20 protein-coding genes and 1 other annotated feature are annotated in these 23,085 nt (G+C 61.6%); of the genes, 12 read left to right on the top strand and 8 right to left on the bottom strand.

All coding sequences use genetic code 11. The features are described from left to right. Positions 1–36: 36 nt before the first annotated feature. Positions 37–864, top strand: coding sequence for a transporter substrate-binding domain-containing protein (locus B9A15_RS10295; protein WP_244556892.1), 828 nt, complete (start codon positions 37–39; stop codon positions 862–864). Positions 865–976: 112 nt separating this feature from the next. Here the strand turns inward: B9A15_RS10295 and B9A15_RS10290 are convergent, their stop codons facing one another. After that, positions 977–1,393 carry a tellurite resistance TerB family protein gene (locus tag B9A15_RS10290; protein ID WP_139798314.1) on the bottom strand — a complete coding sequence of 139 codons (417 nt, stop codon included), beginning with the start codon at positions 1,391–1,393 and terminating at the stop codon, positions 977–979. Between the two features lie 250 nt (positions 1,394–1,643). Here B9A15_RS10290 and B9A15_RS10285 point away from each other — a divergent pair, with 250 nt between their 5' ends. Continuing rightward, complete coding sequence (locus tag B9A15_RS10285) at positions 1,644–3,284, top strand: lysine--tRNA ligase (RefSeq protein WP_084409963.1); 1,641 nt, start codon at positions 1,644–1,646, stop codon at positions 3,282–3,284. A 93-nt stretch (positions 3,285–3,377) separates the two neighbouring features. Here the strand turns inward: B9A15_RS10285 and B9A15_RS10280 are convergent, their stop codons facing one another. From B9A15_RS10280 to B9A15_RS10270, 3 genes are all read right to left on the bottom strand, one after another. Beyond that, positions 3,378–3,992: a calcium-binding protein gene (locus tag B9A15_RS10280; protein ID WP_139798313.1), complete on the bottom strand. Its 615-nt coding sequence runs from the start codon at positions 3,990–3,992 to the stop codon at positions 3,378–3,380. A 123-nt stretch (positions 3,993–4,115) separates the two neighbouring features. Further along, positions 4,116–4,829, bottom strand: coding sequence for a thermonuclease family protein (locus B9A15_RS10275; protein ID WP_084409961.1), 714 nt, complete (start codon positions 4,827–4,829; stop codon positions 4,116–4,118). Between the two features lie 9 nt (positions 4,830–4,838). Beyond that, positions 4,839–5,492 (bottom strand): S24 family peptidase, encoded by a 654-nt coding sequence (locus tag B9A15_RS10270; RefSeq protein WP_084409960.1) that lies wholly within the window; start codon positions 5,490–5,492, stop codon positions 4,839–4,841. Between the two features lie 328 nt (positions 5,493–5,820). Between B9A15_RS10270 and B9A15_RS10265 the strand changes: the two genes are divergently transcribed. Then, on the top strand, positions 5,821–6,861 hold the full coding sequence (locus tag B9A15_RS10265) for a YihY/virulence factor BrkB family protein (RefSeq protein WP_244556891.1): 1,041 nt from the start codon (positions 5,821–5,823) through the stop codon (positions 6,859–6,861). 111 nt (positions 6,862–6,972) lie between these two features. On the opposite strand, the gene B9A15_RS22940 is transcribed toward B9A15_RS10265, so the two are convergent. After that, positions 6,973–7,311 carry an SH3 domain-containing protein gene (locus B9A15_RS22940; RefSeq protein ID WP_170923242.1) on the bottom strand — a complete coding sequence of 113 codons (339 nt, stop codon included), beginning with the start codon at positions 7,309–7,311 and terminating at the stop codon, positions 6,973–6,975. A 1,461-nt stretch (positions 7,312–8,772) separates the two neighbouring features. Here B9A15_RS22940 and B9A15_RS10255 point away from each other — a divergent pair. Beyond that, entirely contained in the window at positions 8,773–9,558 is a 786-nt protein-coding gene (locus tag B9A15_RS10255; RefSeq protein ID WP_084409958.1) for an EAL domain-containing protein, read from the top strand. 167 nt (positions 9,559–9,725) lie between these two features. On the opposite strand, the gene B9A15_RS10250 is transcribed toward B9A15_RS10255, so the two are convergent. Continuing rightward, positions 9,726–10,199, bottom strand: coding sequence for a MerR family transcriptional regulator (locus B9A15_RS10250; RefSeq protein WP_084409957.1), 474 nt, complete (start codon positions 10,197–10,199; stop codon positions 9,726–9,728). A 191-nt stretch (positions 10,200–10,390) separates the two neighbouring features. Further along, positions 10,391–11,191, bottom strand: a complete 801-nt coding sequence (locus B9A15_RS22935) for a hypothetical protein (protein ID WP_170923241.1) — start codon at positions 11,189–11,191, stop codon at positions 10,391–10,393. Here B9A15_RS22935 and B9A15_RS10245 point away from each other — a divergent pair. From B9A15_RS10245 to B9A15_RS10230, 4 genes are all read left to right on the top strand, one after another. Continuing rightward, the gene (locus B9A15_RS10245; RefSeq protein WP_170923240.1) at positions 11,105–14,479 is read left to right on the top strand and encodes a peptidoglycan-binding protein; all 3,375 of its coding nucleotides are present in this window, start codon (positions 11,105–11,107) and stop codon (positions 14,477–14,479) included. The genes B9A15_RS22935 and B9A15_RS10245 overlap by 87 nt on opposite strands. Before the next feature lie 138 nt (positions 14,480–14,617). Then, complete coding sequence (locus B9A15_RS10240; RefSeq protein WP_084409955.1) at positions 14,618–15,550, top strand: sulfite exporter TauE/SafE family protein; 933 nt, start codon at positions 14,618–14,620, stop codon at positions 15,548–15,550. After that, the gene (locus B9A15_RS10235) at positions 15,547–16,410 is read left to right on the top strand and encodes a TIGR02186 family protein (protein ID WP_084409954.1); all 864 of its coding nucleotides are present in this window, start codon (positions 15,547–15,549) and stop codon (positions 16,408–16,410) included. Before B9A15_RS10240 ends, B9A15_RS10235 begins: the two co-directional genes overlap by 4 nt. A gap of 240 nt (positions 16,411–16,650) precedes the next feature. Next, positions 16,651–17,151 (top strand): DUF3429 domain-containing protein, encoded by a 501-nt coding sequence (locus B9A15_RS10230; RefSeq protein WP_084409953.1) that lies wholly within the window; start codon positions 16,651–16,653, stop codon positions 17,149–17,151. A 6-nt stretch (positions 17,152–17,157) separates the two neighbouring features. Here B9A15_RS10230 and pdeM read toward each other — a convergent pair whose 3' ends face one another. Beyond that, positions 17,158–17,850: a ligase-associated DNA damage response endonuclease PdeM gene (pdeM, locus tag B9A15_RS10225; RefSeq protein WP_425292954.1), complete on the bottom strand. Its 693-nt coding sequence runs from the start codon at positions 17,848–17,850 to the stop codon at positions 17,158–17,160. Between the two features lie 196 nt (positions 17,851–18,046). Then, positions 18,047–18,102 (top strand) — a sequence feature (sul1 is cis-regulatory element that is thought to sense ions involved in sulfur or methionine metabolism; They are found in Alphaproteobacteria). 120 nt (positions 18,103–18,222) lie between these two features. Here pdeM and B9A15_RS10220 point away from each other — a divergent pair. The 4 genes from B9A15_RS10220 (at position 18,223) to B9A15_RS10205 (ending at position 22,928) form a co-directional block, all read left to right on the top strand. After that, on the top strand, positions 18,223–19,707 hold the full coding sequence (locus tag B9A15_RS10220; RefSeq protein WP_084409952.1) for a SulP family inorganic anion transporter: 1,485 nt from the start codon (positions 18,223–18,225) through the stop codon (positions 19,705–19,707). Between the two features lie 35 nt (positions 19,708–19,742). Next, positions 19,743–20,594: a universal stress protein gene (locus B9A15_RS10215; RefSeq protein ID WP_084409951.1), complete on the top strand. Its 852-nt coding sequence runs from the start codon at positions 19,743–19,745 to the stop codon at positions 20,592–20,594. Positions 20,595–20,686: 92 nt separating this feature from the next. After that, positions 20,687–21,661: a glycosyltransferase family 2 protein gene (locus tag B9A15_RS10210; RefSeq protein WP_084409950.1), complete on the top strand. Its 975-nt coding sequence runs from the start codon at positions 20,687–20,689 to the stop codon at positions 21,659–21,661. Then, the gene (locus B9A15_RS10205; protein WP_084409949.1) at positions 21,630–22,928 is read left to right on the top strand and encodes an O-antigen ligase family protein; all 1,299 of its coding nucleotides are present in this window, start codon (positions 21,630–21,632) and stop codon (positions 22,926–22,928) included. The genes B9A15_RS10210 and B9A15_RS10205 overlap by 32 nt, the downstream gene beginning before the upstream one ends. The last annotated feature ends 157 nt before the right edge of the window (positions 22,929–23,085 follow it).

The following is a 23,085-nucleotide window of genomic DNA, read 5'->3' as shown; positions in this document are numbered from 1 at the left end:
AGGACGCGAATTTTGATCCTTAAACGATATATCCGCGTGGCCTTCGCAGCTCTGCTGACGCTTGGTGTACTGCCCGCTCAAAGCACTGCTCAAACGCCCGATCTGCCGAACTTCGTCGATCAGCGCCAGCGGTTGATCAAGCCGTATCTGGCCAATATCCCGCGTATCCGCTTCCTGACGGCGACGGATTATCCGCCCTTCAACTTCCTCGACTCTCGGGGTCTGCTGGTTGGGTTCAATGTCGATCTGGCGCGGGCCATCTGCGCCGAACTGCAAGCGCTTCAGAGATGCCAGGTCGAGGCTCTCCCCTTTTCCGAATTGAAATCCGCTTTGGAGGCGGGCCGTGGAGAAGCCGTGATCGCGGGGCTTGCGATCAACGCCGAGTCGCGCCGCGACCTCCTCTTCACCCAATCCTATCTGCGCTATCCGGCTCGCTTCGTGACGCGCAAAGAGTCACCCCTCAGCGCGCCGATCGCGCGAAATCTGGCGGGGAAGCGGATTGGCGTCGTTGGTCAGACCGCCCATGAAGCGATGTTCCGCGCCTATTTTCCCAATGTCGAGCCACAGGTTTTCGAAACCCGGAATGAGGCGCTTGCCGCTTTGACCGACGGGTCACTCGATGCGGTTTTCGGCGATGGAATCGGCCTCTCCTTCTGGCTCGAAAGCGAGCCCGCCGCCGGATGCTGCAGCTTCTCCGGCGGTCCGTTCCTCTCGGACGACTTCCTAGGCGAAGGGCTCGCGATCGCTGTGTTGCCGCGCAATGGGCAGCTCGCAGACGCGTTCGACTATGCGATCGTTCAACTGGTCAAGAAGGGCACCTTCTCGGAACTTCTCCTACGCTATTTTCCGGTCAGCGCCTGGTAGGCGGTCCCGCCCGCTATCACCGGCTCAAGAGACTGATTTATCGAGCCTCTGAAAAGTTCAATCGCGCTGGCTTACACAAGCAGCAGCTGGTCAAGGCCAAAGGCCGTTCGTATCAGTCGAGGCGGCGGAAGCGAACGCGGGCCGAATGCTCGATCGCGCCAGAGGTCAGCCGGTCCATGTCGAAGGCGTCCCGGAGCATTTCGAGGAGGCGCAACTCGGCCTGGGTCGCGCGCACGTCGGCCGAGATCACTTCGACCGCGAGTGCATAGCCGGTTTCGTAAAGGCGAACCGGGACCTTTGCTTTCACGTCCTCAATGATCGCTTCGATGCCGTCTTCGGTCGAAAAGAGAGTGGCGCAACGTTCGGCGACGTCCGGCAGTCTCGATCGATCAAACCCGCGAAAAACGGGAAGAAAGGAGACGAGATCCTCGACCTCACGCAACTCCAGATCGCTGATGGCGCCATCAGCGGCGGCGGCGGCCACCATCAAGAGCACCAGCGAGTCCTGTACGGCATGAGCGTCCGACATCGGTTTCAACTCTCCTTCGATTGCGTCTGCGCCTAGCTATGCAACGCGACGCCGGCTCACAAGACGCGGCTTGCGAACGAAAGGCCATAATCGATCGGTGACGAAAGCCGAGCCCGAAATCGTTCCCCTTTGTTGACGCCGCGCGACTGGCTTCCTAGACGAATGGTTCGAAGGCCGTCGGCGTCATCTCACTGCAGCTGGCAAGAACCCGGCCTCATCTTTTGCCGCTTTTTTGCTTGGACCGTTGACGATGGATTTTGCCGCCTCCCCCGCAACCCTGCGCGATCTCGCGCTAGAGTCGAATGCCTGGCCGTTCGAAGAGGCGCGCAAGCTGTTAAAACGCTTCGAGACATCCGGCACGCCGGAGACTGTCGTTTTCGAGACCGGCTACGGGCCTTCGGGCCTGCCTCATATCGGCACCTTCGGCGAGGTGGCGCGAACGACCATGGTGCGTCATGCCTTCGAGGTCTTGACCGAGCAAAAGGTCGCCACCACGCTGATCTGCTTTTCCGACGATGTCGACGGGATGCGCAAGGTGCCGGACAACGTGCCGAACCGAGAGCTGCTCGTGCCGCATATCGGAAAGCCGCTGACGCGCGTCCCCGATCCTTTCGGCACCCATGAGAGCTTTGGCCATCACAACAACGCGATGCTGCGGCGTTTCCTCGATCACTTCGGCTTCGACTACGACTTCGCCTCCGCGCTCGACTATTACACCTCGGGACGCTTCGACGAAGGCTTGGTGCGTATGCTGGAGCGCTATGACGATGTGATGGGTGTCATGCTGCCCACATTGCGCGAGGAGCGTCGCAAGACCTATTCGCCGATCCTGCCGATCCACCCAGAGACCGGGATCGTCATGCAAGTCCCACTGGAGGAGATTCATGCGGACCGCGCAACGGTGGTCTGGACCGATCCCGACAGCGGCAAGCGCTTCGAGACTAGCGTGACGAAGGGGGGCTGCAAAGCCCAATGGAAGCCGGACTGGGCGTTGCGCTGGGCGGTTCTCGGGGTCGATTACGAGATGGCCGGCAAGGACCATATCGACAATGTGAAGACGTCCAGCCAGATCTGCCAGATCCTCGGCGGACGACCGCCCGAAGGGTTCAATTACGAGCTCTTCCTGGACGACAGAGGTGAAAAGATTTCGAAGTCGAAGGGCAACGGCATCTCGATCGACGAATGGTTGACCTATGCTTCGCCCGAGAGCCTCGCCTTCTATATGTTCGGGAAGCCGAAAGCGGCGAAGCGAATGTTCTTCGACGTCATTCCCAAGGCCGTCGACGATTATTATCAGTTCCTCTCCGCCTTCCAGCGCCAAGATCCCAAGCAGCAGCTGCAAAATCCGGTCTGGCACATTCATTCGGGCCAGCCGCCCCAAAAGGGTATCGAGGTGCCCTTCTCCATGCTGCTCAATCTCGTCTCGGCGTCGAACGCCGCGAACAAGCAGACCCTCTGGGGGTTCATCACGCGCTATGCGCCCGCCGTCACGCCGGAGAGCGATCCCGAACTCGACGCGCTCGTCGGCTACGCGATCCGCTACTACGACGACTTCGTAAAGCCGCAGAAGCGGTTTCGCGCGCCTGACGAAGTCGAGCGACAGGCACTCCAAACGCTGGACGCTAAGCTCGCCAATCTTCCGCCGGAAGCCGACGCATCCGAGATCCAGAACGCCGTCCTCGACGTCGCCCGACCGATCGAGCGCTATCAGGATCCGAAGAAGACCGGTCCGGATGGGGGTCCCGGCGTGTCAGTCGAGTGGTTCCAAGCGCTTTATCAAGTGCTCCTTGGCCAGGAAAAGGGCCCGCGCTTCGGGTCCTTCGTCGCGCTTTATGGGATCGGCGAGACGCGTTTGCTGATCGCCGAGGCGCTCGGACGCAGATCGGACTGAGTTCGAAAAGCGACATGCGAAGCAAAGTGGCTCAACGTCAGACCCTCCGCCAACATTTGCCAGGCGGAGGGTCATCAGGCGTGTTGTTGAGCTTCAGAGAAAAACCGTCAGATCGTATTGCATATTATCCGAAGTAAGCAGCGTTTCGACCACGTGATCACCGCCGAGGAAAAAGTCCGCGATGATCACGCCGTCATCGAAAATGCCATCGGCCATCTCGTTCGCCGTCGTCACGAGCAAATCATTGCCGCTTTGATACAAAGCGATTGCTGACGCGACGGCCCCGAAATAAAGGAAATCGCTCCCTCCCCCTTCACCACCGAGACCAGCAGGTCCTTGCGACTCGTCGATCGTATCGATTCCAAGCCCGGGGGCGAATTCATACAGATCGTTTCCCTGATTGCCTCTCAGGAGATCGTTTCCGCTGCCTCCGAAAAGGTGGTCATTCCCGATGCCACCGCCCAGATTGTCGTTGCCAGCACCGCCAGAAAGGTAGTCCGCGCCGCCGTCACCTTGCAGGTAGTCGTCGTTGCCGTAGCCATACAGGACGTCGTCGCCGTCTCCTCCTATGATAAAATCGACATAGGATGATCCATAGACGGTGTCGTTTCCACCATACCCGTAATAGCTGTGCCCTGTCCCCCCCTGGAGCGCCTGCCCCTCCAGATTGAACGTGTTGTCGTTGTTGTCGCCCTGATAAATGCCCATATGCACCTCCTCTGGCTGCATAACGAGAATCTTCCACAGCGTAACGATTATCAACTTATAGGTTTATAACATTTGATAAAATTATTCTAAGTTGCGCGCTCCGATAGCACTCAGCCCGGGGCTTCAACGCCATATCCCAAGACCGTTCGCCTTGGCGCTCGCCTGCAGGTCTTCATAAGGGCCACCTGGAACAGCCTGCGCCCAGCCGCGCGAGACGACCCACGCACCGATATCTTCATCTCCGACGGAACAGGCGCTTGTGATGGACTCACGGCTCTCGCCGAACCTGTTCGGAACTTCGCATTCGATCGAGCGTCCGCGCAGAAAGTTGCGCAACTCGGTGCGCGAACGAGCGCCGCATGGCCATGTCAGCGAACCGGAACTGCATTGCGCGGCGAGTTCGAGCGGCTCAACCCCCGGCAATTCCACCACGGCCTGACCGATGGCGATGCGCGCTGCGTCGAGTGCGACCGGCCGAGCCAACAGGCGCTTGGCCACGTCATCTTCCGGCTTTTCCGCGGGCGCGGCAAGGTCCGAAAGCGCCCCGCGCGGGGGCAGACGTCGCAGCGGGCCCTGCGATGAGGAGGCGCTGTCGACTTCGGCTTGGCTCGCTTCATCAACGGGTTCGGCGGGAGCCGCGTCGTTTGGCGGAACCGCAGCACGTGGCCGCACCTCACCTGTCAGCGGATCGAAATGGCCGCCGCCTTCCACGATACGTACGCTCGGGCGATCGAACAGGTCTCGCATGGGGCGCGTGTCTACAGGCGCCAACACAAGAAGGCCGAAAGACAGAATGGAAAAGCCGAGCGCGATCGCGAGATAGCCTTCGGTCCGCATGGGCGTCTCCTATTGGCTGGCCCAAAGGATGCGAGCCATCCAGTCGATATCCTGGACCGCGAATTGACGAATGGGAAAGTCCGGATTGACCGAGCCCAATTCGACCGTTCGAGCGGTGCGGCGCTGAAGGATTTTCGCCATCACTTCGCCCTCCGCCGTTCGAACGACGACGCGATCCCCCCGGCGGACGGAGGCGCTCGGCGAGACAATGATCGTATCGCCATCGCGATAGAGCGGTTCCATGGATTGCCCCGTCACCTCGAGCGCGTAAACGGACTCGTCGAGATGGCCGGGCAGCGTGATTTCGTCCCAGCCATGGCCGACCGGAAAGCCGGCATCGTCGAAGAATCCGCCTCCGCCGGCCTGAGCGAGCCCTAACAGCGGGACCGAAACCGCCCTATCGCCCCGGGAAACCATCTCAGGGGCGCGGCTTTCGCCTTTGATCAGCGAGGCGAATTCGTCGAATGTCGAGCCCGTCGCGTCGATGATCTTTGCGATCGACTCCGTGGAAGGCCAGCGCGGGCGTCCATCATGGCTTTGACGCTTGGACTTGTTGAACGTGGTCGGATCGAGCCCGGCGCGGCGCGCCAAACCGGAGGGCGACATCTTGTGCCGGCTGGCAAGGGCGTCGATCGCGGCCCAGATACGGTCATGGGAAAACATCAAACCAGCCGAATTTTCGCCAGGAAAATTATCCTCGCACTGGTCTAAGCACGCGAATCGGCCCTGTCCATAAGGCCCTGGTAGTGCGCAAGTTGAAGCCGTCTCCCGTAGGTTGTTTCATATTCGAATGACCTATGCGAAGCGCCGAGCCCTGGCCGCGCTTTTCCGTTTTGGGATTCACCGCGATCCCAAGGCAAACAGGAGCCCTTTCGCGGGAACTCTCTCGGCTCAAGCGGCATTGACACTGCGCCAAGGCCACCATCTCTCTCAAGTTCAGTCCCATTCGACATACTGGATGTTGGGCAGGCGTTATACGGAACGGAGCACGATGGTCGGACGATTCGGAGCCTATACGAGTGAGGAAGTGAGGCGGCGGGCCAGCGAGCCGGGGCGCGGACGCGATGCCGAGGGCCCGCTGGATATTCCTTGGAAAGGCTGGAAAGATATCGCCCTTCGGCTCTACACGTCGTTTTTCGACGACCGCGTGATGCTGATTGCGGCCGGTGCGACCTTCTATTTGCTTCTCGCTCTGTTTCCGGCCTTCGCGGTCTTCGTCTCGCTCTATGGCTTTGTGAACGATCCGGCGACGATCTCGGAGCACATCGCTTTTATCGGCCGATTCCTGCCGCAAGCCGGCACCGAGCTATTGCAAAGCCAACTCGACACGTTGGTCAATCAGGATCCGGCCTCGCTCTCGGTCGGCTTTCTGACGGGTCTCGTCTTCGCGCTCTGGAGCGCCAATAACGGCATCAAGACGCTGTTCGAGGCGATGAACATCGCTTATGGCGAGGTGGAGCATCGCAGCTTCCTCAAGCTGAACGCCGTTGCCTTTTGCTTCACCATGAGCATGATCATCGTGGTGATCGTCCTCTTCGCCGCAATCGGCGTCGTCCCGGCGATCATGGCAATCTTCGGCCTTCAGTCCGTCACCGAGTCGATGATCGCTGCCTTGCGCTGGCCGGTCGTGTTCCTGCTGATCGTCTGCGCAATCGCGGCCATCTATCGCTATGGGCCGAGCCGCAGACGGGCGCGATGGAAATGGGTCATGCTCGGGGCCTTTCTGACCGCCCTTGTCTGGCTCGGCGCCTCGATCGGCTTCTCCTGGTATCTGCAGAATTTCGCCAATTACAACGCGACCTATGGTTCGCTCGGCGCGGTCATCGGCTTCATGATGTGGGTCTGGATCTCGTCCGTGATCTTCATCGTCGGCGCCGAGATCAATGCTGAGATCGAGCATCAGACGGCCATCGACACGACGGGCCAGCCCGCTCAACCGATCGGAGAACGGGGGGCGCGCGTTGCCGATACGCTCGGCAAGAGCGGACGCCGCAATTCCGGGGACGCCGCAGACAAACCCGCATCGCGATAAGCTCCCCGGACCCGGAAGAGGTCCGTCAAGCCGCTCCGATGGTTTTGGCTCACCCGGCAGAGCGCTCTGCGTGGTCGCCTATCGAATGAATGTGAAGTCTTCGCCCCCGATCTAGCGATCTGTCACGTCAGCCGTCTCGTCGAGGAATGAGCCATAAACGTAACCCGTGGTGCCGTTCGCGACCACTTCGCACCAGCCATCACAGGAGACGACGGTCACGGCGTCGCCTTTGCCAAGAACCGCGAGAATGACAGCCTCGTTCTCCGGCTTCTCGCGCATATTCACATTCGCATTGGCGACCGCCGTCGACATGGCGCTCGGCATGCCGGGCGCGATGTCCGTCCCCTTGTGGGCGGCCGGCTTCGCTTGATCATCGTCGGAGATGCCGTCAGTGACGGGGACTTCGATCGTTCGTGCGTCGTCGGACGTCTCGATCTGAAGGCTTGCCATTGGCCGCGACGTCGCGGGGCCTTCAACACTCGATTGCCGCCTGTCTTGCGACTGCGCCTGTATGCCCCCGTCAGAATGGGGAACGACGGAGCGAAGCACGTCCACTGACGTTTCCCCAGCAGGCGATCCACTTGAGAGCGCTGTCACCAGCTGGCCAAGATGCGCCTCTTCCGTGTTGTGATCCTCTCGCGGTCGAATGCTGCCGACCACCAACTCGCGATCCGCCGTGGTCGAGAGTGCCGTGGACGTCGCCCGACTGGAAAGAACCAAATCCGGCAAAGCGGCAGAGGCTGCCGGTCGCTCGGCGATGCGAGAGCCGGGCGCGTTCGTCTCATCCTGTGTTGTCGAGGCGAGCGCGACCCCATCTGCGGATGCCGATTGCTTATCACTCGCCTTCGCCCCGCCCATTGTGTTCGGCTCGATCGCGGCAGCTGAGTCCAGGCGGTCGCCCTTCTCCGCCAGGATGAGGTCGTCAGCCTTGTTAGACGCGGCGACGACAGGTGCGTCTCTTCGTGCCCCATACAAGCCGCCTGTCGATATCGCTGATGTCGAAACGAGGTCGGTCGAAAGCGTCGAAGGCATGAGCGACGCGCCCACTGGGATCGCGACGATCAAGAGCAGCGATACGCCAATAAAGCCTTTGACCGGATGGCGGCGCCAAAGGGCTTCGGGGTAGTCACGCGACGCATATTCTTCACGCATCGTTCGGCGCAGTCGCATGGAGGGCGTTTCCATGGAGCGATGCAACTCATACAGGCTCCGGCGATTGCGCAGCCTGTCCCGTATCGTCTGTTCGCTCGGACGGTCCTCACGACGCCGATCCAAATCGTCCATTCCCAATCCACCATCAGTCACGGACGGACCCCAGCAGGCACACAACGGCACAGCGCGCCACCGGCACAAGGCCCGGCTCGTCTCCAGTCGCCCCTTACTTCAAAGACTGCTCGCAATTTCGGCTGAGGCCCCTCATGCTTCAAAATGAAACAGATTCGACCCCGATCCAGCGACTTGGTTCTCGCATGGTTGGCCTCGTAAGGCGAGCGTGAGGATCGCTACCCTCAAGCTTCATGAAAGCCTAAGGCTTCGTGTTGCCATTTGATATCTTCTCACGCAAAGGAAGGAAATTCCGGCCGAGGCCTCTTAAATTACACCTTCGCCAATGGACTTTCCTCAGACTAAACAGAATCTTGAACATCCAATTTAAGAAACCGATTGAACATCGATCGCCAAGTTTGCATTAGTTCGATATGAAACCGTTAAACCATAAGGATCGTTACGATTGCACCCGCCTAGATTGCGCAGCATCTGATTGTACGAAAACGAGAAACGCATGTGAGCGCCGCATTTGTCTCAACGAATGCAAAAAAGGGAAACTCGTTAGCCGTATGAGGAGTCCTTAACCAAAAACACACGGCGCTATGGTTGCCTTATGTTACAATTCACACTTGCGTGAGAGCATCCATGCCCCCCGTCACCTGCCCCGGTTGCCAAACGTCCCGGCCGCTCGATTTCGATTTTTCGATGGCGTTTCAGCCTATTTACGACCTGGAAGCCGCGCGGGTCTGGGGCTATGAAGCGCTTGTCAGGGGACAGGAAGGCCAAAGCGCATTTGAGATTCTCTCGAAGGTCGCGCCCGATCAACGTTATCGATTCGATCAAGCGTGCCGGACCAAAGCGATCGAGCTCGCCGCCAAACTCTTCCCGAGGGAAGAAAACCTGCATTTGTCGATCAATTTCCTTCCGAACGCCGTATACGAGCCTGCGGCCTGTCTGCGTGCAACGCTTGCCGCCGCCCACAAGCATGCCTTTCCCCTCAACGACATCATGTTCGAATTCACCGAGAATGAGGAAATGGCGGATGTCGCCCATCTCAAGCGGATTATCGAGGAATATCGCCGTCGAAACTTCATCACGGCGCTCGACGATTTCGGCGCCGGATATGCCGGGCTCAACCTCCTCGCCGACTTTCAGCCGGACTTGATCAAGATCGACATGAAACTCGTGCGCGGCATCGAAACGTCCCATGCGCGCAAAGCGATCGTCTCGGCGATCATCCATGTCTGCCGCGAACTCGATATTTGCATCTTGGCCGAGGGCGTCGAAACCGAAGCGGAATTCGAGATCTTGAAGGGAGCCGGCGTCCATCTCTTCCAGGGTTATTGGCTGGCCAGACCTGAATTCGAACGCCTGCCATCGATCTCGCAGACATCCATGGCCGCAGCCGGCTGCACGATCGAAGCGGCCTGACGAAACGCGGCTCGCCGCTACGACGCTTACCGGTTAACCCCGATCCCGGCATAGCGTGTCGTCGGGACGGCTATCGGATATTTTCCAGAAAAAAAGCGCGAAGCCTGTCGGTCCGCGCTCAATTTCGGGCACGACGCAAATGTCGGCCCCCTATTCCGTCATCGGCGTCAGTCGGACGAAATCTCGGCTAGTCTGCGACGCACCACGCCGAGAGAGACGTCCATCGCGTTGATTGATTCCTCGATCTCCCGCTTCTGCTCTTCCAGGATGAGACGCTGGTCCTCGAAGCGCTCGAGCGCGACTTCGAGCTGTTTCCGCTGTCCGTCCGGCTGATGATAGATGTCGATTAGCTGCCGGGCTTCCGTCAACGAAAAGCCGAGCGTCTTGGCGAGAAGAACGAGCCTGAGACGAGCCCGATCCTGGCGACTGTAAAGCCGCGTCGTGCCCCGACGTTGCGGGCTCAAAAGCCCGCGGTCCTCATAGAAACGCAAAGTGCGAAGCGTCACGCCGAATTCACGCGCCAGATCGCCGATGCGGTAGGTTTCACGCTTATCGTCTTCTTCGCCGCTGAGACCGAGAAGAAATTCGATATCGACGGACGTTTCATCGTCCGTTCGTTCGTTTTGTTTCAGCTGTGCCATTACCTGATTCCATTGTGGCCATTGAAAGCGGCCTGGTCGACGGCGAATCGTCGGCCCCGTCTAACCCCATCAATATTGGTGCGACTTTGGCACTGACAAGACGCTACGTCATTCCCTATCCTGAATTTATCCTCCAGTTTCAGTCCGGCTCAATCGCCTAACGGTTAACGAGGCGTAACCGAGTTAACCCGTCATTTACCATGTTCCTTGAAAATGACGGGCCATGCGAGGGTAAGAGCGAGACACAGGCTCGCCCATCCGAACCGACTGACCAGGAAAGCGACATGGCCGAGCTGACGGGGTATCAAATCGACTTGGATCGCCGGGCGAAAGGGCACGCCTCGCTTGCGGACCTGACCCGAACTCTGGAAGTGCTGGAGCAGCGCCTGGATCGCGTGTCGCAGACACGCCAGGAGAAACGTCGCAGTGCTCAGCCGCGCGGCGAGACGCAGGGAACGGCGAGAAGCGCCCTTCGCAATCTTGCCGAGGGTGCGCAGACAACCCGGACGCAGATCCACGCCGAGCCGGCCCAGCCGCGCAGACGTCGGCCGGCAAGCCTCAACGACGCCGTCTCCGAAATTGTGATGCGGCAGAAGGTGCTGGATCGCCAGCCGGCGCCGCAGCCGCGGCAAGCCGCCGACCCACGTCGCAACCGTTCGATCGAACGTCCCGCGCGCGCTCCGGCTCATTCCGTTGCCGCGGACAGCGCACGCCACTCTGCGATGTACGAGGATCGTCGACCAAGCTCTCCCCTCGCTCGAACCCAGGCGTCCGATGGACGCTATGGCGACGATCGCGTTCGTCCCAAAAGCTCGACCGTCGAGGAATTGCGCGACGAGTTGATCCGGTTGCGCGAAGAACTCGGCCGCGATCTCGCCTCCGGTGTCGCGGAACAGGTCGAGGATATGCGTCGCGCTTTCGCCGATCTGCGCGAAACGATCGCCGACAAGTCGAGCGTCGAGCGGATCGACGAAGAGATCGGCCGGGTCCATGACGGTCTCGAGAAGATGGCGAGCACCGGCGTCGATCGCAATGTGATCGCCGATATGCGCGACGAATTGGACGACATGCGCCGGCTCGTCGCCTCAACCGCCCGCGAAGAGAGCCTTGAGGCGGTCGCCCGCCGCTGGGATAGTTTCGAAGAGGCGCAGACGAGCCGCGACGACCAGGCCCATGAGACGAAGCGCGAGCTCCATGCCGAGCTCGAGCGCCTGCGCGACTCGCTGTCCCGGCTCGCAAGCGAAGATCAAATCCGCGCGGTCGAACAACGCTGGGTCGATTTCGAGGACCGCGTCGTGGCCGAGATGGGGGCCGGCGACCGCTCGACTGCTTTTGCCGATCGGTTGTCCAACGAGATGGAGAGCCTGCGCCAGCAGCTCGCGAGCCTCGCATCCGAACAATCGATCCACGCCGTCGATACCCGGCTGGGTGAAAGGCTCGGCGCGATCGAGGATCGCTTCGCCTCACGCGAAGAGATGGACGTGACCGTCCGCACGCTCACAGACCGGCTGGCCCATCTCGAAGAATCGCTCGCCACGTTGCCCGAGGTTCTGCCCTTCGGCAGCCTCGATGAGCGGATCGGCGATCTTTCGCAGGCCATCGATCGCATCTCGGCGCGGACCGAGGCGAACGATTCCGCGGATCGATTTGCGCAGGTCGAAGACCGGCTCGACGAAATCACCCGTGCAATCGTTGCGGTCTCCGAACGGCGGCCGGAAATCGATCTCGGCCCGGTCGAGCGCCTGGAAGCCCGCCTCCAATCGCTGGCAGCCCGTGTCGACGACCTTGCCAATGACGGAACCGCCGCGCTTCTCGCCGAGCGGCTGGCGGAGATGACCGCTCGAATCGAGGAAATCGGCGCGCCCGATCCTTTCCCGGCCGAAATCGGTAAGCAGATCGACCGGCTGACGTGTCGCCTCGACGAGATCAGCCTTCCGGACGGCAACACGCAGCGCGACGTCACAGCTCTCGAGGCGCGCATCGCCTCGCTTGCCGAACGCATCGAAGAACAGCTGTCCGCGCCTCGGGACGACGACGCAGCCATGCGAGGCCTTCAGGAACAGATCACCCGGATCGCCGAAGTGGTGAATTCCGATGCATTTGGCGCCTCTTCCGGCCTTGAGAGGCGTATGGAGGAACTCGAACGCCGCATCGACGCGAATGGCGAGAATATCCTCGTCGCCGCCAAGGCCGCTGCCGACGAGGCGGTGCGCCAGATTCTGGAACAAGGCGACATGCGCCAGGGCGAGCATGTGGCGCGCCTGTCGGACGAACTCGCCAAGCTGCAGCAGCTCTCCAAGGACACGACCGTCCGTTCGAAGGACTTTTTCGAAGCTGTCAATTCGGCGCTCACCCGCGTCGTCGACCGGATCGACGCGATCGAGAAGGATCTGTCCCACGCGCCTGCACCGCGCGCCGCCTGGAGCGAGGAGACCTCTGCCTCCGAGCCGCCGAGAGCGATGGCCGCCCATGCCGCCGCAGCCGCCGTTGCGGAAATGGACCGCGAGGAAGAGGAAAAGGAAACCGGTCCTAAAGGGCTTCGCGCTCTTCTCAGCCGCAATTTCAAAGGGACAGGACGCAAGGAGGCGCCGGTCGCAGAGCGCTGGAGCGACGAAGCCGCGCACGGCCATGGCCAGACGGTTGCGCGCGATGACGTCCCCTCGCTGGATGCCGCCGACATCTTCGACAGCCCGGAAGCCAACCGGCCGCTCGCCATCGGCTCGGGCACGCCCGACATCGCCGCCCTTCTGGAACGCGTGCGCAACCAAAAGGCTGACGCGCAGCATCCCGCCGATGAAGGCGCCAAGGCCGATTTCATCGCAGCGGCCCGCCGCGCGGCTATGGCCGCAGCGGAAGAGGCCGAGCATTATTCCGAGGGCACCGAGGAGGAAAGCCGCTCCGGTGGCATCGGACAGGCGCTCGCTCGGCGCCGCAAGCCCATCATGCTGGCGGCCAACGCGGTTCTTCTCGCCCTCCTGGCGCTGCCGGCCGGCAAGTTCGTTGCCGAACAGACGGGGCTGATCGACGATGCACCGCTCGTCGAGCGTGATCTGATGTCGTCCTCGTCCGAGGCGATGTCCGGCGTCGTCATGCCCAAGAACGAGCCCCGTCGGTCTGCCGAGCTGAGCAGCCAGGCGGCCGAGAGCGAAGCCGGGATGGCAGTGCCAAGCGTGCCAGGCGTAGTTTCGGTCGAGGCTCGCAATGAGCCGGCTCCAGCTCCGGTGCAGGCGCCGTCCAGCGCGGAAGATCAGGACAGCCCTCGCCCTGGACCAACGCGGGAGGCCGCCGGCCTCGGCGACACGACCGTCACCAACGCGGCCTTCAGCCCCCAGACACCGCCCCAGTCCGTCACTGCGACCGACGAGACGAGCGCTGCCGCCTCCGTTGGGACAGTGCGCTATGACGAGGTCGTCAATGCACTGCCGGAAGGCATCGGCCCGACGCCGCTCCTCGAAGCTGCAAAGGGGGGCGATCCCAAGGCGCTGTTCGAGATCGGCCTTCGCCTTATGGAAGGGCGCACTGTCTCCTCCGATCCAACCAAGGCGGCCGAATGGTTCGAGCGTTCGGCCAAGCTTGGCTTCGCGCCGGCCCAATACAGCCTTGGAACGCTTTACGAGAAGGGCAACGGCGTCACCCGCGACACAGTCAAGGCCCGCGATTGGTATCTGAAGGCCGCAGAAGCCGGCAATGTGCGCGCCATGCACAATCTCGCCGTTCTCTTCGCGACCGGCGTCGACGGCAAGTCCGAGCCTGAACAGGCAGCCCGTTGGTTCGTCGACGCCGCCGAACACGGCATGACCGACAGCCAATACAATCTCGGCATCCTTTATGCCCGGGGCGCTGGCGTCGATCAGAACATGGTCGAATCCTATAAGTGGTTCTCGATCGTCGGCGCTGCCGGCGACCAGGATGCCGTGAACAAGCGAGACGAGGTGGCCAAGGCGCTTTCGCCACAGGAACTGGCCGACGCCAAGGCCGAAGTCGCGAGCTTCAAGGTCGAGGATCGCAACGAGGAGGCCAACACGGTCGATATCCCGAGCGAGTGGACGGCGGCGGCAGATCGCCCGACGACCACGTCGTCGATCGACATGAAGCGCGCCGTGCGCAACATCCAGGCGATCCTGACGAAGCTTGGCTACGAGCCGGGCGTGCCGGACGGCGTGATCGGCGACAAGACGACCGCGGCGATCAAATCTTTTCAGAAGGACGCGGGCCTTGATCCCAGTGGCGCGATCGACGAACCGCTAATCCGCGCCCTTTTGGAGCGCAAGGACGGCTGAGCCGCGTCGCAGTCGCGAGTCTTCCGCCGGCGACAGGCGGGCGCACATTCGAACGATTTGACAAGGTGGGGTCTTCGCGCCAAGACGTGAAAGGCCCCGCCGCCTTTCGTTTCCCTCGCGAAAAAGCCGAAGAAGCCCGTGTTTCTCTATCTCCCGATCGCGGAAATCTCGGTCAACATTCTCGTCATCATCGGCATGGGCGCTGCCGTGGGATTCCTGTCGGGGCTTTTCGGCGTCGGTGGCGGCTTCCTGATCACCCCGCTTCTCATCTTCTATAACATTCCCCCGGCCGTCGCGGTCGCCACTGGCGCGAACCAGGTCATCGCCTCGTCCTTTTCCGGCGCGCTCGTTCACTACAAGCGTGGAACCGTCGATATCAAACTCGGCACGATGTTGCTGATCGGAGGGACACTCGGTTCGATCGCGGGTGTCGCCTTATTCTCCCTTCTACGCTCGATCGGTCAGCTCGATCTGACGGTCTCCATCCTCTATGTCCTCTTTCTGGGCGGGATAGGCGGCCTGATGCTAACCGAAAGCGTCAAGTCGATGATCAAGCGTCGCAAAGGCGGCGGTGACGGAGACCTGCGGCGACCCGGTCAGCACAATTGGGTTCACGGCTTGCCGCTGAAGATGCGTTTCCCGCGCTCGCGGCTCTATGTTTCCATCATTCCGGTCATCGGCCTCGGCTTCCTCATCGGCGTCTTGGCGGCCATCATGGGCGTCGGCGGCGGTTTCGTCATGGTGCCGGCGATGATCTATCTCCTGCGCGTGCCGACCAATGTCGTCATCGGGACATCGCTCTATCAGATCGTCTTCACGGCCGCGGTCACGACCGTTCTCCAGGCAGCCACCAACGGGACGATCGATGTCGTTCTCGCCTTTCTCCTGATGATCGGCGGCGTCTTCGGTGCCCAGTTCGGTGCCGAGGCCGGGCGAAAGCTGCGGGGCGATCAGCTGCGTGCCCTTCTAGCCCTTCTCGTTCTGGCCGTTGGCATCCGACTTGGTGTCGAGCTGGTCATGCCGCCAAGCGAGATCTTCTCGCTCTCCGCCCCCTCGGGAGCGCGGCAATGACCGAACGACGTGCGAAGAGATTTGGCAGGTTCGCAAGGCGAACGCCCGCTTGCCATTGGCTTGCCGCATCGATCGTCGCCGGCCTTGCGGTGGCGGTTGCCAGCGCCCCCGTCAACGCGCAACTCAACACACAAGAAGAGCCGGTCGAGAGCTTTGAGATCGGGCTCTCCACCAACCGGATTGGCATCACCGCCGACTTCAACGGCGCGCAACTCGTCGTCTTTGGCGCGCTGGACAATGCCGATGCCCGTATCCAGCGCCAGCAGCGCTACGACATCGTCGTCGCCTTGTTCGGCCCCCGCGCTCCGGTGGTGGTGCGTGAGAAGCAGCCGGTTCTCGGCATCTGGGTGAACCAGGACTCGGAGACCTTCGACGCCGCTCCGACCACCTATTCGGTTGCTTCGACCCGCCCGTTTCAAGACATTGCGAGCAAGGCCGTGCGGGAGCGGCTTTCGCTCGGCATCGACTCCGTTCGGCTGTCGATTGCCGACGGTGCCGAGAGCGAGGCGGGTCAAACCAATCGCAGCGAGTTCGAAGCGGCTTTGCGGCGGATACGGACCAATAAAGGGCTCTATTCGGAAGCGACCGGCGAAGTGCGCTTTCTCGGACCTAGCCTCTTTCGCGCCGATCTGCGCCTTCCGGCCGACCTTCCCGTGGGCGTTCACACCGCGCGCGCCTACCTGTTTCGTCAGGGCGTTCTCATCCGCCAGAGCAGCCAACAGCTGACCGTCGTCAAAGTGGGCTTCGAGGCCTGGATCGACCGATTCTCCGAGGAGCACGGCGCCAGCTATGGCGTCCTTGCCGTGCTGCTCGCGGTCTTCACCGGCTGGTTCGGACGGGTGATCTTCCGCCGCGACTGACACCTATGGCCTCGGGATTTGACCGGTTGCGCTTGTCCCTTCCAGGGGGACGATGCGTCTGCATCTCAGATGGCCGGCATGAAGGTCGCCGCTGAGTCTCTTTAAGGCATTCCCTCGACCGTCTCGCTTCGACACGAGCACTTGCTTTTGCCGGTGGCTATCGTTGCGCAACATCATGCCGCATAGGGGAAGCGATTTTCCGGATCTTGAAACCTTTCGGATCGGCCCGAAAATGGAAGCATGAGCCAGACGCGCCTTCATGACGAACCAACCTCGTCGACAACCGATGCAAACGCTTTGCCGATCGAACGGCGGACGGCCTGGGCGCTGGGCCTTGGTGGCCTCATCCCCTTCGTGCTTCTCACCGCCATTATTGCCTATGGCGGAACCTCAACGATCGCGTTGCCGACGATCACCCTGGCGCTCGGCGCCTATTCGGCAGTGATCCTGTCATTTCTCGGCGGCATACGCTGGGGCCTCGCAATTGCGCCAAACCCGCGCTCGCAGCGGCACGATCTCGTCCTGTCCGTCCTGCCCTCGCTTCTGGCCTGGGTGCTGATCCTTGCGCCCGCCCCGTGGATTTTCGCCGGATTTGCGGGCGGGTTCGCTCTTCAGGGGGCGTGGGACTTCGTGTCTGCTCGGCGGGGGCACATACCGGCGTGGTTCGCAAGGTTACGACTGACACTGACGATCGTCGTCACCCTCTGCCAGGTTTTGGCTTTCCTGCGCAGCTGGGGCTGATGGAGCCTATCCGAGAGCCGAGAAGGGTATTGGATAGATCCGCGCCGTCCCGGCGACGAAGGCCTTGGCCGCCCGCGTCTCGAATAGTCCTGAAAAGGCTCGGTCCAGAACATTGAGCCCGCCGGTCGTGATGCCGAACGAAGGAAGAATCATGCGCGTCCCGTCGGAAGCGAAACAAGCGTGGCGCCCCTGGCTCACAGCCCCGCGAATTCGCGCGACGGGATGAAGATGGCCCGCGATCTCGCCGGGGCAGGCCCCAGCCGTCGGCTCATGGCGAAGCGCGAGCCCGCCGACGGATAAGGTCTCGACGGTCTCGCCGCCGAGGCCCTTTGGTGGCTCTGGATCGTGATTGCCGCTCACCCACACCCAGTCATGCCCCACCATCAGATCGACCAGAGCGTCGCGGAAGACGGTCGGCATGGCCTCGGCGCCGCGCCTATCGTGAAACGAATCGCCGAGACATACGACCCGGCGCACCGGATGCCGTGACAAGGCGCGCGCCAGAAGGGCAAGGGTTGCCGCCGTGTCGTAGGGTGGCAGCATCATGCCCCGCCGCGCGAAAGCGGCGCCTTTTTCCAGATGGAGATCCGAAACGACGAGCAGCGATTCGCTGGGCAAGACCAGAACGCCCGAAGGATCGAGCAAGGCGAGGGTGCCCGCGATTTCAGTCTCAAGGGGCTTTCCTGCCGTCTGCCGCATCCGCCGCGCCAATGCGTTCATCAAATTGCCGCCGCTCATGTCTTCAAGACGCGACCGCGTTGGTCGGTCCAATGGCCTGTCGTTGATTCCCTTTTCGTTCTCGCAAGAGAGCCTGACGAAGACAAGATGGATTGCGCCGAGTCGCATCGTCGCGGGTTGATTCCAACGTAAAGATCGGCCAGACGCTGCATTGCACCATGGACCCGGCTCCTTGTCGGGTGGCTATGCCGGGCGCCTATCCCTCGGCCAACGATCTCTCTGCTCTGCCCCCAAATCGGTTTGCTTCAGGCCGCTGGCAGCGCTGTGCTGATCCGCCCTCTCAGGCCGGAGCGCACGGAGAGACCCTTAGAACGAAAGCAGTGGCTGCAGCCGATGTTCTCGACACGCAATCTTAGAGCCGAATGGCTCGGCAATGTGCGGGCCGACCTCCTCTCGGGCCTCGTGGTCGCCCTCGCGCTGATTCCCGAGGCGATCGCTTTTTCCATCATCGCAGGCGTCGATCCGAAAGTCGGTCTCTACGCCTCCTTCTCCATCGCCTGTTTGACCGCCATCTTCGGCGGACGACCAGGTATGATCTCGGCCGCGACCGCCGCGACCGCCGTCCTCATGATCACGCTGGTCGCCGATCACGGGCTTCAATATCTCTTCGCGGCGACCGTACTCGCCGGTCTCATCCAGCTTCTATGCGGCTTCCTGAAGCTCGGCGATGCCATGCGCTTCGTCTCGCGCTCGGTCATGACAGGCTTCGTGAACGCGCTCGCCATTCTCATTTTCATGGCGCAGATTCCTGAACTGACCGGCGTCCCTTCCATGACCTATGTGATGGTCGCGCTGGGGCTCGCCATCATCTATCTCCTGCCGCGTCTGACGACCGCAATCCCCTCGCCGCTCGTCACGATCGTCGTTCTCACAGCTTTGTCGCTGACCTTCGGCATGGATCTGCGCACGGTCGGCGATATGGGAGAACTTCCGGACTCCCTGCCCTTCTTCCTCATTCCGGACGTGCCGCTGACGCTCGAGACGCTGACGATCATTCTGCCTTATTCCCTCGGCATCGCCGTGGTCGGGCTCCTGGAATCGTTGATGACCGCGCAGGTCGTCGACGATCTGACCGACACCGGCTCCGACAAGAATCGCGAATGCGTCGGCCAGGGCATCGCCAACACGGTCACAGGCTTCTTCGGCGGCATGGCGGGTTGTGCGATGATCGGCCAGTCGGTCATCAACGTGAAATCCGGCGGGCGCACGCGTCTGTCCTGTTTCTTCGCCGGCGTCGCGCTTCTGTTCCTGATCGTCGTGTTGGGTGATTTCGTTGCGATCATCCCCATGGCCGCGCTCGTCGCGATCATGATCATGGTCTCGATCGGCACATTTTCCTGGGAATCGATCGTCAATCTCAGGACCCATCCGCGCCGCTCCTCGATTGTGATGCTGGCAACGGTGGTGACGGTGGTCTGGACCCACAATCTCGCCATCGGCGTCATTGCCGGCGTTCTTCTCTCCGGCATCTTCTTCGCGTCCAAGGTCGCGCAGCTCTTCACCGTCGAGAGCGAGCTCTCGCCCGATAGGCGCCATCGGACCTATCGCGTCCTCGGCCAGGTGTTCTTCGCCTCCTCCGGCGATTTCGGCGAGGCCTTCGACTTCCGCGAAGACGTGGACAAGGTCACGATAGACGTCTCCCGCTCCCATATCTGGGACCTGTCGGGCGTCGGCGCTCTCGATCGCGCGGTGCTGAAATTCCGCCGCGAGGGAACGGATGTCGATGTCGTCGGCCTCAACGAAGCCAGCAGCACGCTTGTCGACCGGCTCGGCGTTGCCGACAAGCCAGACGCTCTGGAACGCATGAGCGCGCACTGAAAATCTGCTAAACCAGCGCTGGGAGGACATCGATCTTGGCGAATATCATCGCACTCATCGACGGCTCGACCTATACGGCGAGCGTCGTCGACAATGCCGCCTTCGCCGCCGAAAAGCTCGGAGAAGCGGTGAATCTCGTCCACGTGATCGGGCGACGCGACTTCGATTCGGCGCCTGCCGATCTGTCGGGCAATCTCGATCTCGGCGAACGGGAAGAGCTGTTGAAAGAGCTCGCCGATCTCGACGAGCGCAAGGCGAAACTTGCCCGCAAACGCGGACGCCACGTCCTCGACGATGCGGCGGCCCGTTTGCGGTCCGGCGGCGGCGATATCGTCGTCAAGGACGAGTTGGTCCTCGGCGATCTTCTGGAAACGATCGAAGCGCGGGAAGGCGATGCCGATCTCGTCGTCATCGGCAAACGCGGCGAGGCGGCGGATTTCGCGCAGCTTCACCTCGGCTCCAATCTGGAGCGGGTCCTGCGGCGCACCAAACGGCCGGTTCTCGTCGCGGCCCGAAGCTTTCGGCCCATTCGCCGCTTTCTCGTTGCCTATGACGGGGGCGCCAGCATCGCCAAGGCGATCGACTGGCTACAGACATCCCCATTCTTGAAAGGCTGTCCCTGCGAGCTCGTTTGCGTCTCCGATCGCAGGACCCATACCGAACTCGACCATGCGACCGAGATGCTACGGCATGCGGGCTATGAGGCGACAAGCCGTCTCATAGCCGGGGAACCGGATGAGATCATCGAAAAAGAAGCCGAGCGCGAGGATATCGACCTCGTCGTGATGGGCGCTTACGGGCATTCGCGTATCCGGTCCTTCCTGATTGGCTCCACCACGAGCGAGATCGTGCGCGGCTGCTATCGGCCGGTTCTGCTATTCCGCTAGGCGGCGCGGACGACAATCCGCAGGGCGTCGAAGGAATCTTCACCTTCTCATGGTTTGTTGGCGCGCAAGACAAGCGTGCCAGCGGATCTGCCATGACGCCAAGGGTCACAGTCGAACATCTCTTCGGCGCTCTCGACACGGTCGAGGCGGTGGTCACCCTGCCGACCTTTCGGCGACCGGATCATCTGATCCGCACGCTCGACTCGCTCGCCGCTCAGACCACAACTCGTCCTTTCGCCATCGTCGTCATGGAAAATGACGACGAGCGGCTCGAAGGGCGTGACGCGGCCCGCGCTTGGTTCGAACACACAGACCGAACCGGCATCGTCGTTGTCGCCCATGAACGCGGCAACTGCTCGGCCTACAATGCGGGCTGGGAAACGGCGCTTCGTCACTGCCCGGCCATGACCCATCTCCTTGTCATCGACGACGACGAACTCGCCATTCCCGAATGGATCGAGCGGATGGTCGGGACGGCGGAGAAGCTCAACGTAGATTTCGTTGGCGGTCCCCAGAAGCCGGTCTTCGAAGGCGAGAACGGTGCGCGATTTGCACGCCATCCGGTCTTCGTGCCCCATTACGCCGAGACCGGCCGCGTGCCTCTGCTTTTCTCCTCCGGCAATGTCGTCATGCGGCGGCAGGTGCTCGAGACGATGGGCGCACCGTTTCTCGATACGGCCTTCAATTTCATCGGCGGTGGCGACAGCGATTTCTATTCTCGTGCCAAGGAACGCGGCTTCACCTTCGGCTGGTGTTCCGAGGCGCCCGTGATGGAAACGACGCCGGCCCGGCGAACCGAGACCTCCTGGATCGTCGCCCGATCCTTACGTAACGGCGCCATTTCCGCCATCATCGAGCGGCGCCGTGGCAAGGGCCGTAGCGCCTGGGTGAAGAGGCAGTTAAAGAGCGCCGCCTTGCTCGCCGTCTCGCCCTTCCGCGCGCTTCGGCTCGGCTGGAACACGGGCTCCGCCTTTATCGGTATCTATCACATGCAAATTGCGGTCGGTCGCTTCATGGCCGAGTTCGGGCAGGTCAATGAGCAATATCGCCGGCCTGAACAGAACTAAGGCCTTCGAAGCGCCGGATCTATCGCGCTGGGTGCGTCTCCTGTCGGCGCAGCTTCTCTTCGTCTGTCTTCTCGTCAGCTTCTCGCCCTTTGCTCTCGACGCAAAGGGTGTCGCGGCATCGGGCGGCAATATCGTCAACCAGCTCGGCTATTCGGCCCTTGCCGCTCTGTCGCTGCTGATGATCGTGCTGTTCACCGATCCGAAGGTCGTCCTTTCGCTGTTTCGGCCGGTTTGGCTGCTCCTGTTCGGCGCACTTCTTCTATCTGTCCACGCGTCCGACTGGCCGGATGCCGCTTTGCGAGCCTATCTCTTCAGCGTCATGGTCATGATCGCGGCGGTTGGCGCCATGTGCCTGCCGGCCAGCATCCGCGACTTCCGCATCGCTTTGGCAACCGGCGCAATGGCGGTGCTCGGCCTCAGCTATTTCGGTATCGTCCTGATGCCGTCCATCGCCGTCCACCAGGCAGTTCCGCCCGAACCCCAGCATGCGGGCCTCTGGCACGGCATTTTCAGCCACAAGAATGTCGCTGGCGCCGCCGTCGCCATGCTGTTCTTTGCGGGTCTCTATATCTGGCGTAGCGGCCAGCGAAGCCTCGGCCTCATTATCGCGATCCTCGCCGCCCTCTTCGTCTATAAGACGGGATCGAAAACCACCCTCGTCCTCATGCCATGTGTCGTTCTAATGGTCATTGGCGGGCGCTGGTTCGGTGGCAGCGTCCTGCCGGCCTTCACCGTGCTGGCCGCCTTTTCGACGATGACCCTGATGACCCTTGGCACCGTCCTCTTCAAGCCGCTCGACACACTGCTCCAGGCCATCCTGCCGGGCACGACCTTCACCGGGCGAACCGATCTATGGCGATTCACCCTCGAGCTTCTGCGACCACGCGAATGGCGCGGCTTCGGGATAGAGAGCTTCTGGCTCACCCCCCATGTGACCAAAGCCGAGCAGCCCTTCGAACTGTCTTGGGACATGCGCGAGATCGTCAACGCCCATAATGGCTATCTGGAACTCGTCGTCTGGGGCGGATGGCCCCTGCTTGCCATCGGTATTCTCGTTCTCGTTCTCGCGCCGCTCTGGGACTATATGCGCACACCGCCGAACCGCGAGAACGTGCTCTTGGCCGATTTCTGCCTCATGGTGCTCTCCTTCGGGCTTCTCAACGCCTTTTTGGAAAGCTTCTTCCTATCACGCGGCAACCAGATTTGGCTGATGATGTGGATGGCGATCGTCGGGTTGCATCTTGCCCGCCGCTTCCGAATTACGTGACCTGGTCCGCAAGCATCAGACGATCAATCGGCATCGCCAGATGCTTTTGAATGGATGATCCACATCGGGCGCGGAGAAACCGGTCGCTGTTTTTTCGCCCGGCGTTCTGGCGCAATCGAAACGGGACATCGGTCCTGTTCCCGACGCTCACGGCGTG

The organism is Fulvimarina manganoxydans, assembly GCF_900176465.1.
GTDB classification, from domain to species: domain Bacteria; phylum Pseudomonadota; class Alphaproteobacteria; order Rhizobiales; family Rhizobiaceae; genus Fulvimarina; species Fulvimarina manganoxydans.
The sequence above is the reverse complement of the archived record's forward strand: the minus strand, read 5'-3'. Positions and strand labels throughout refer to the sequence as shown.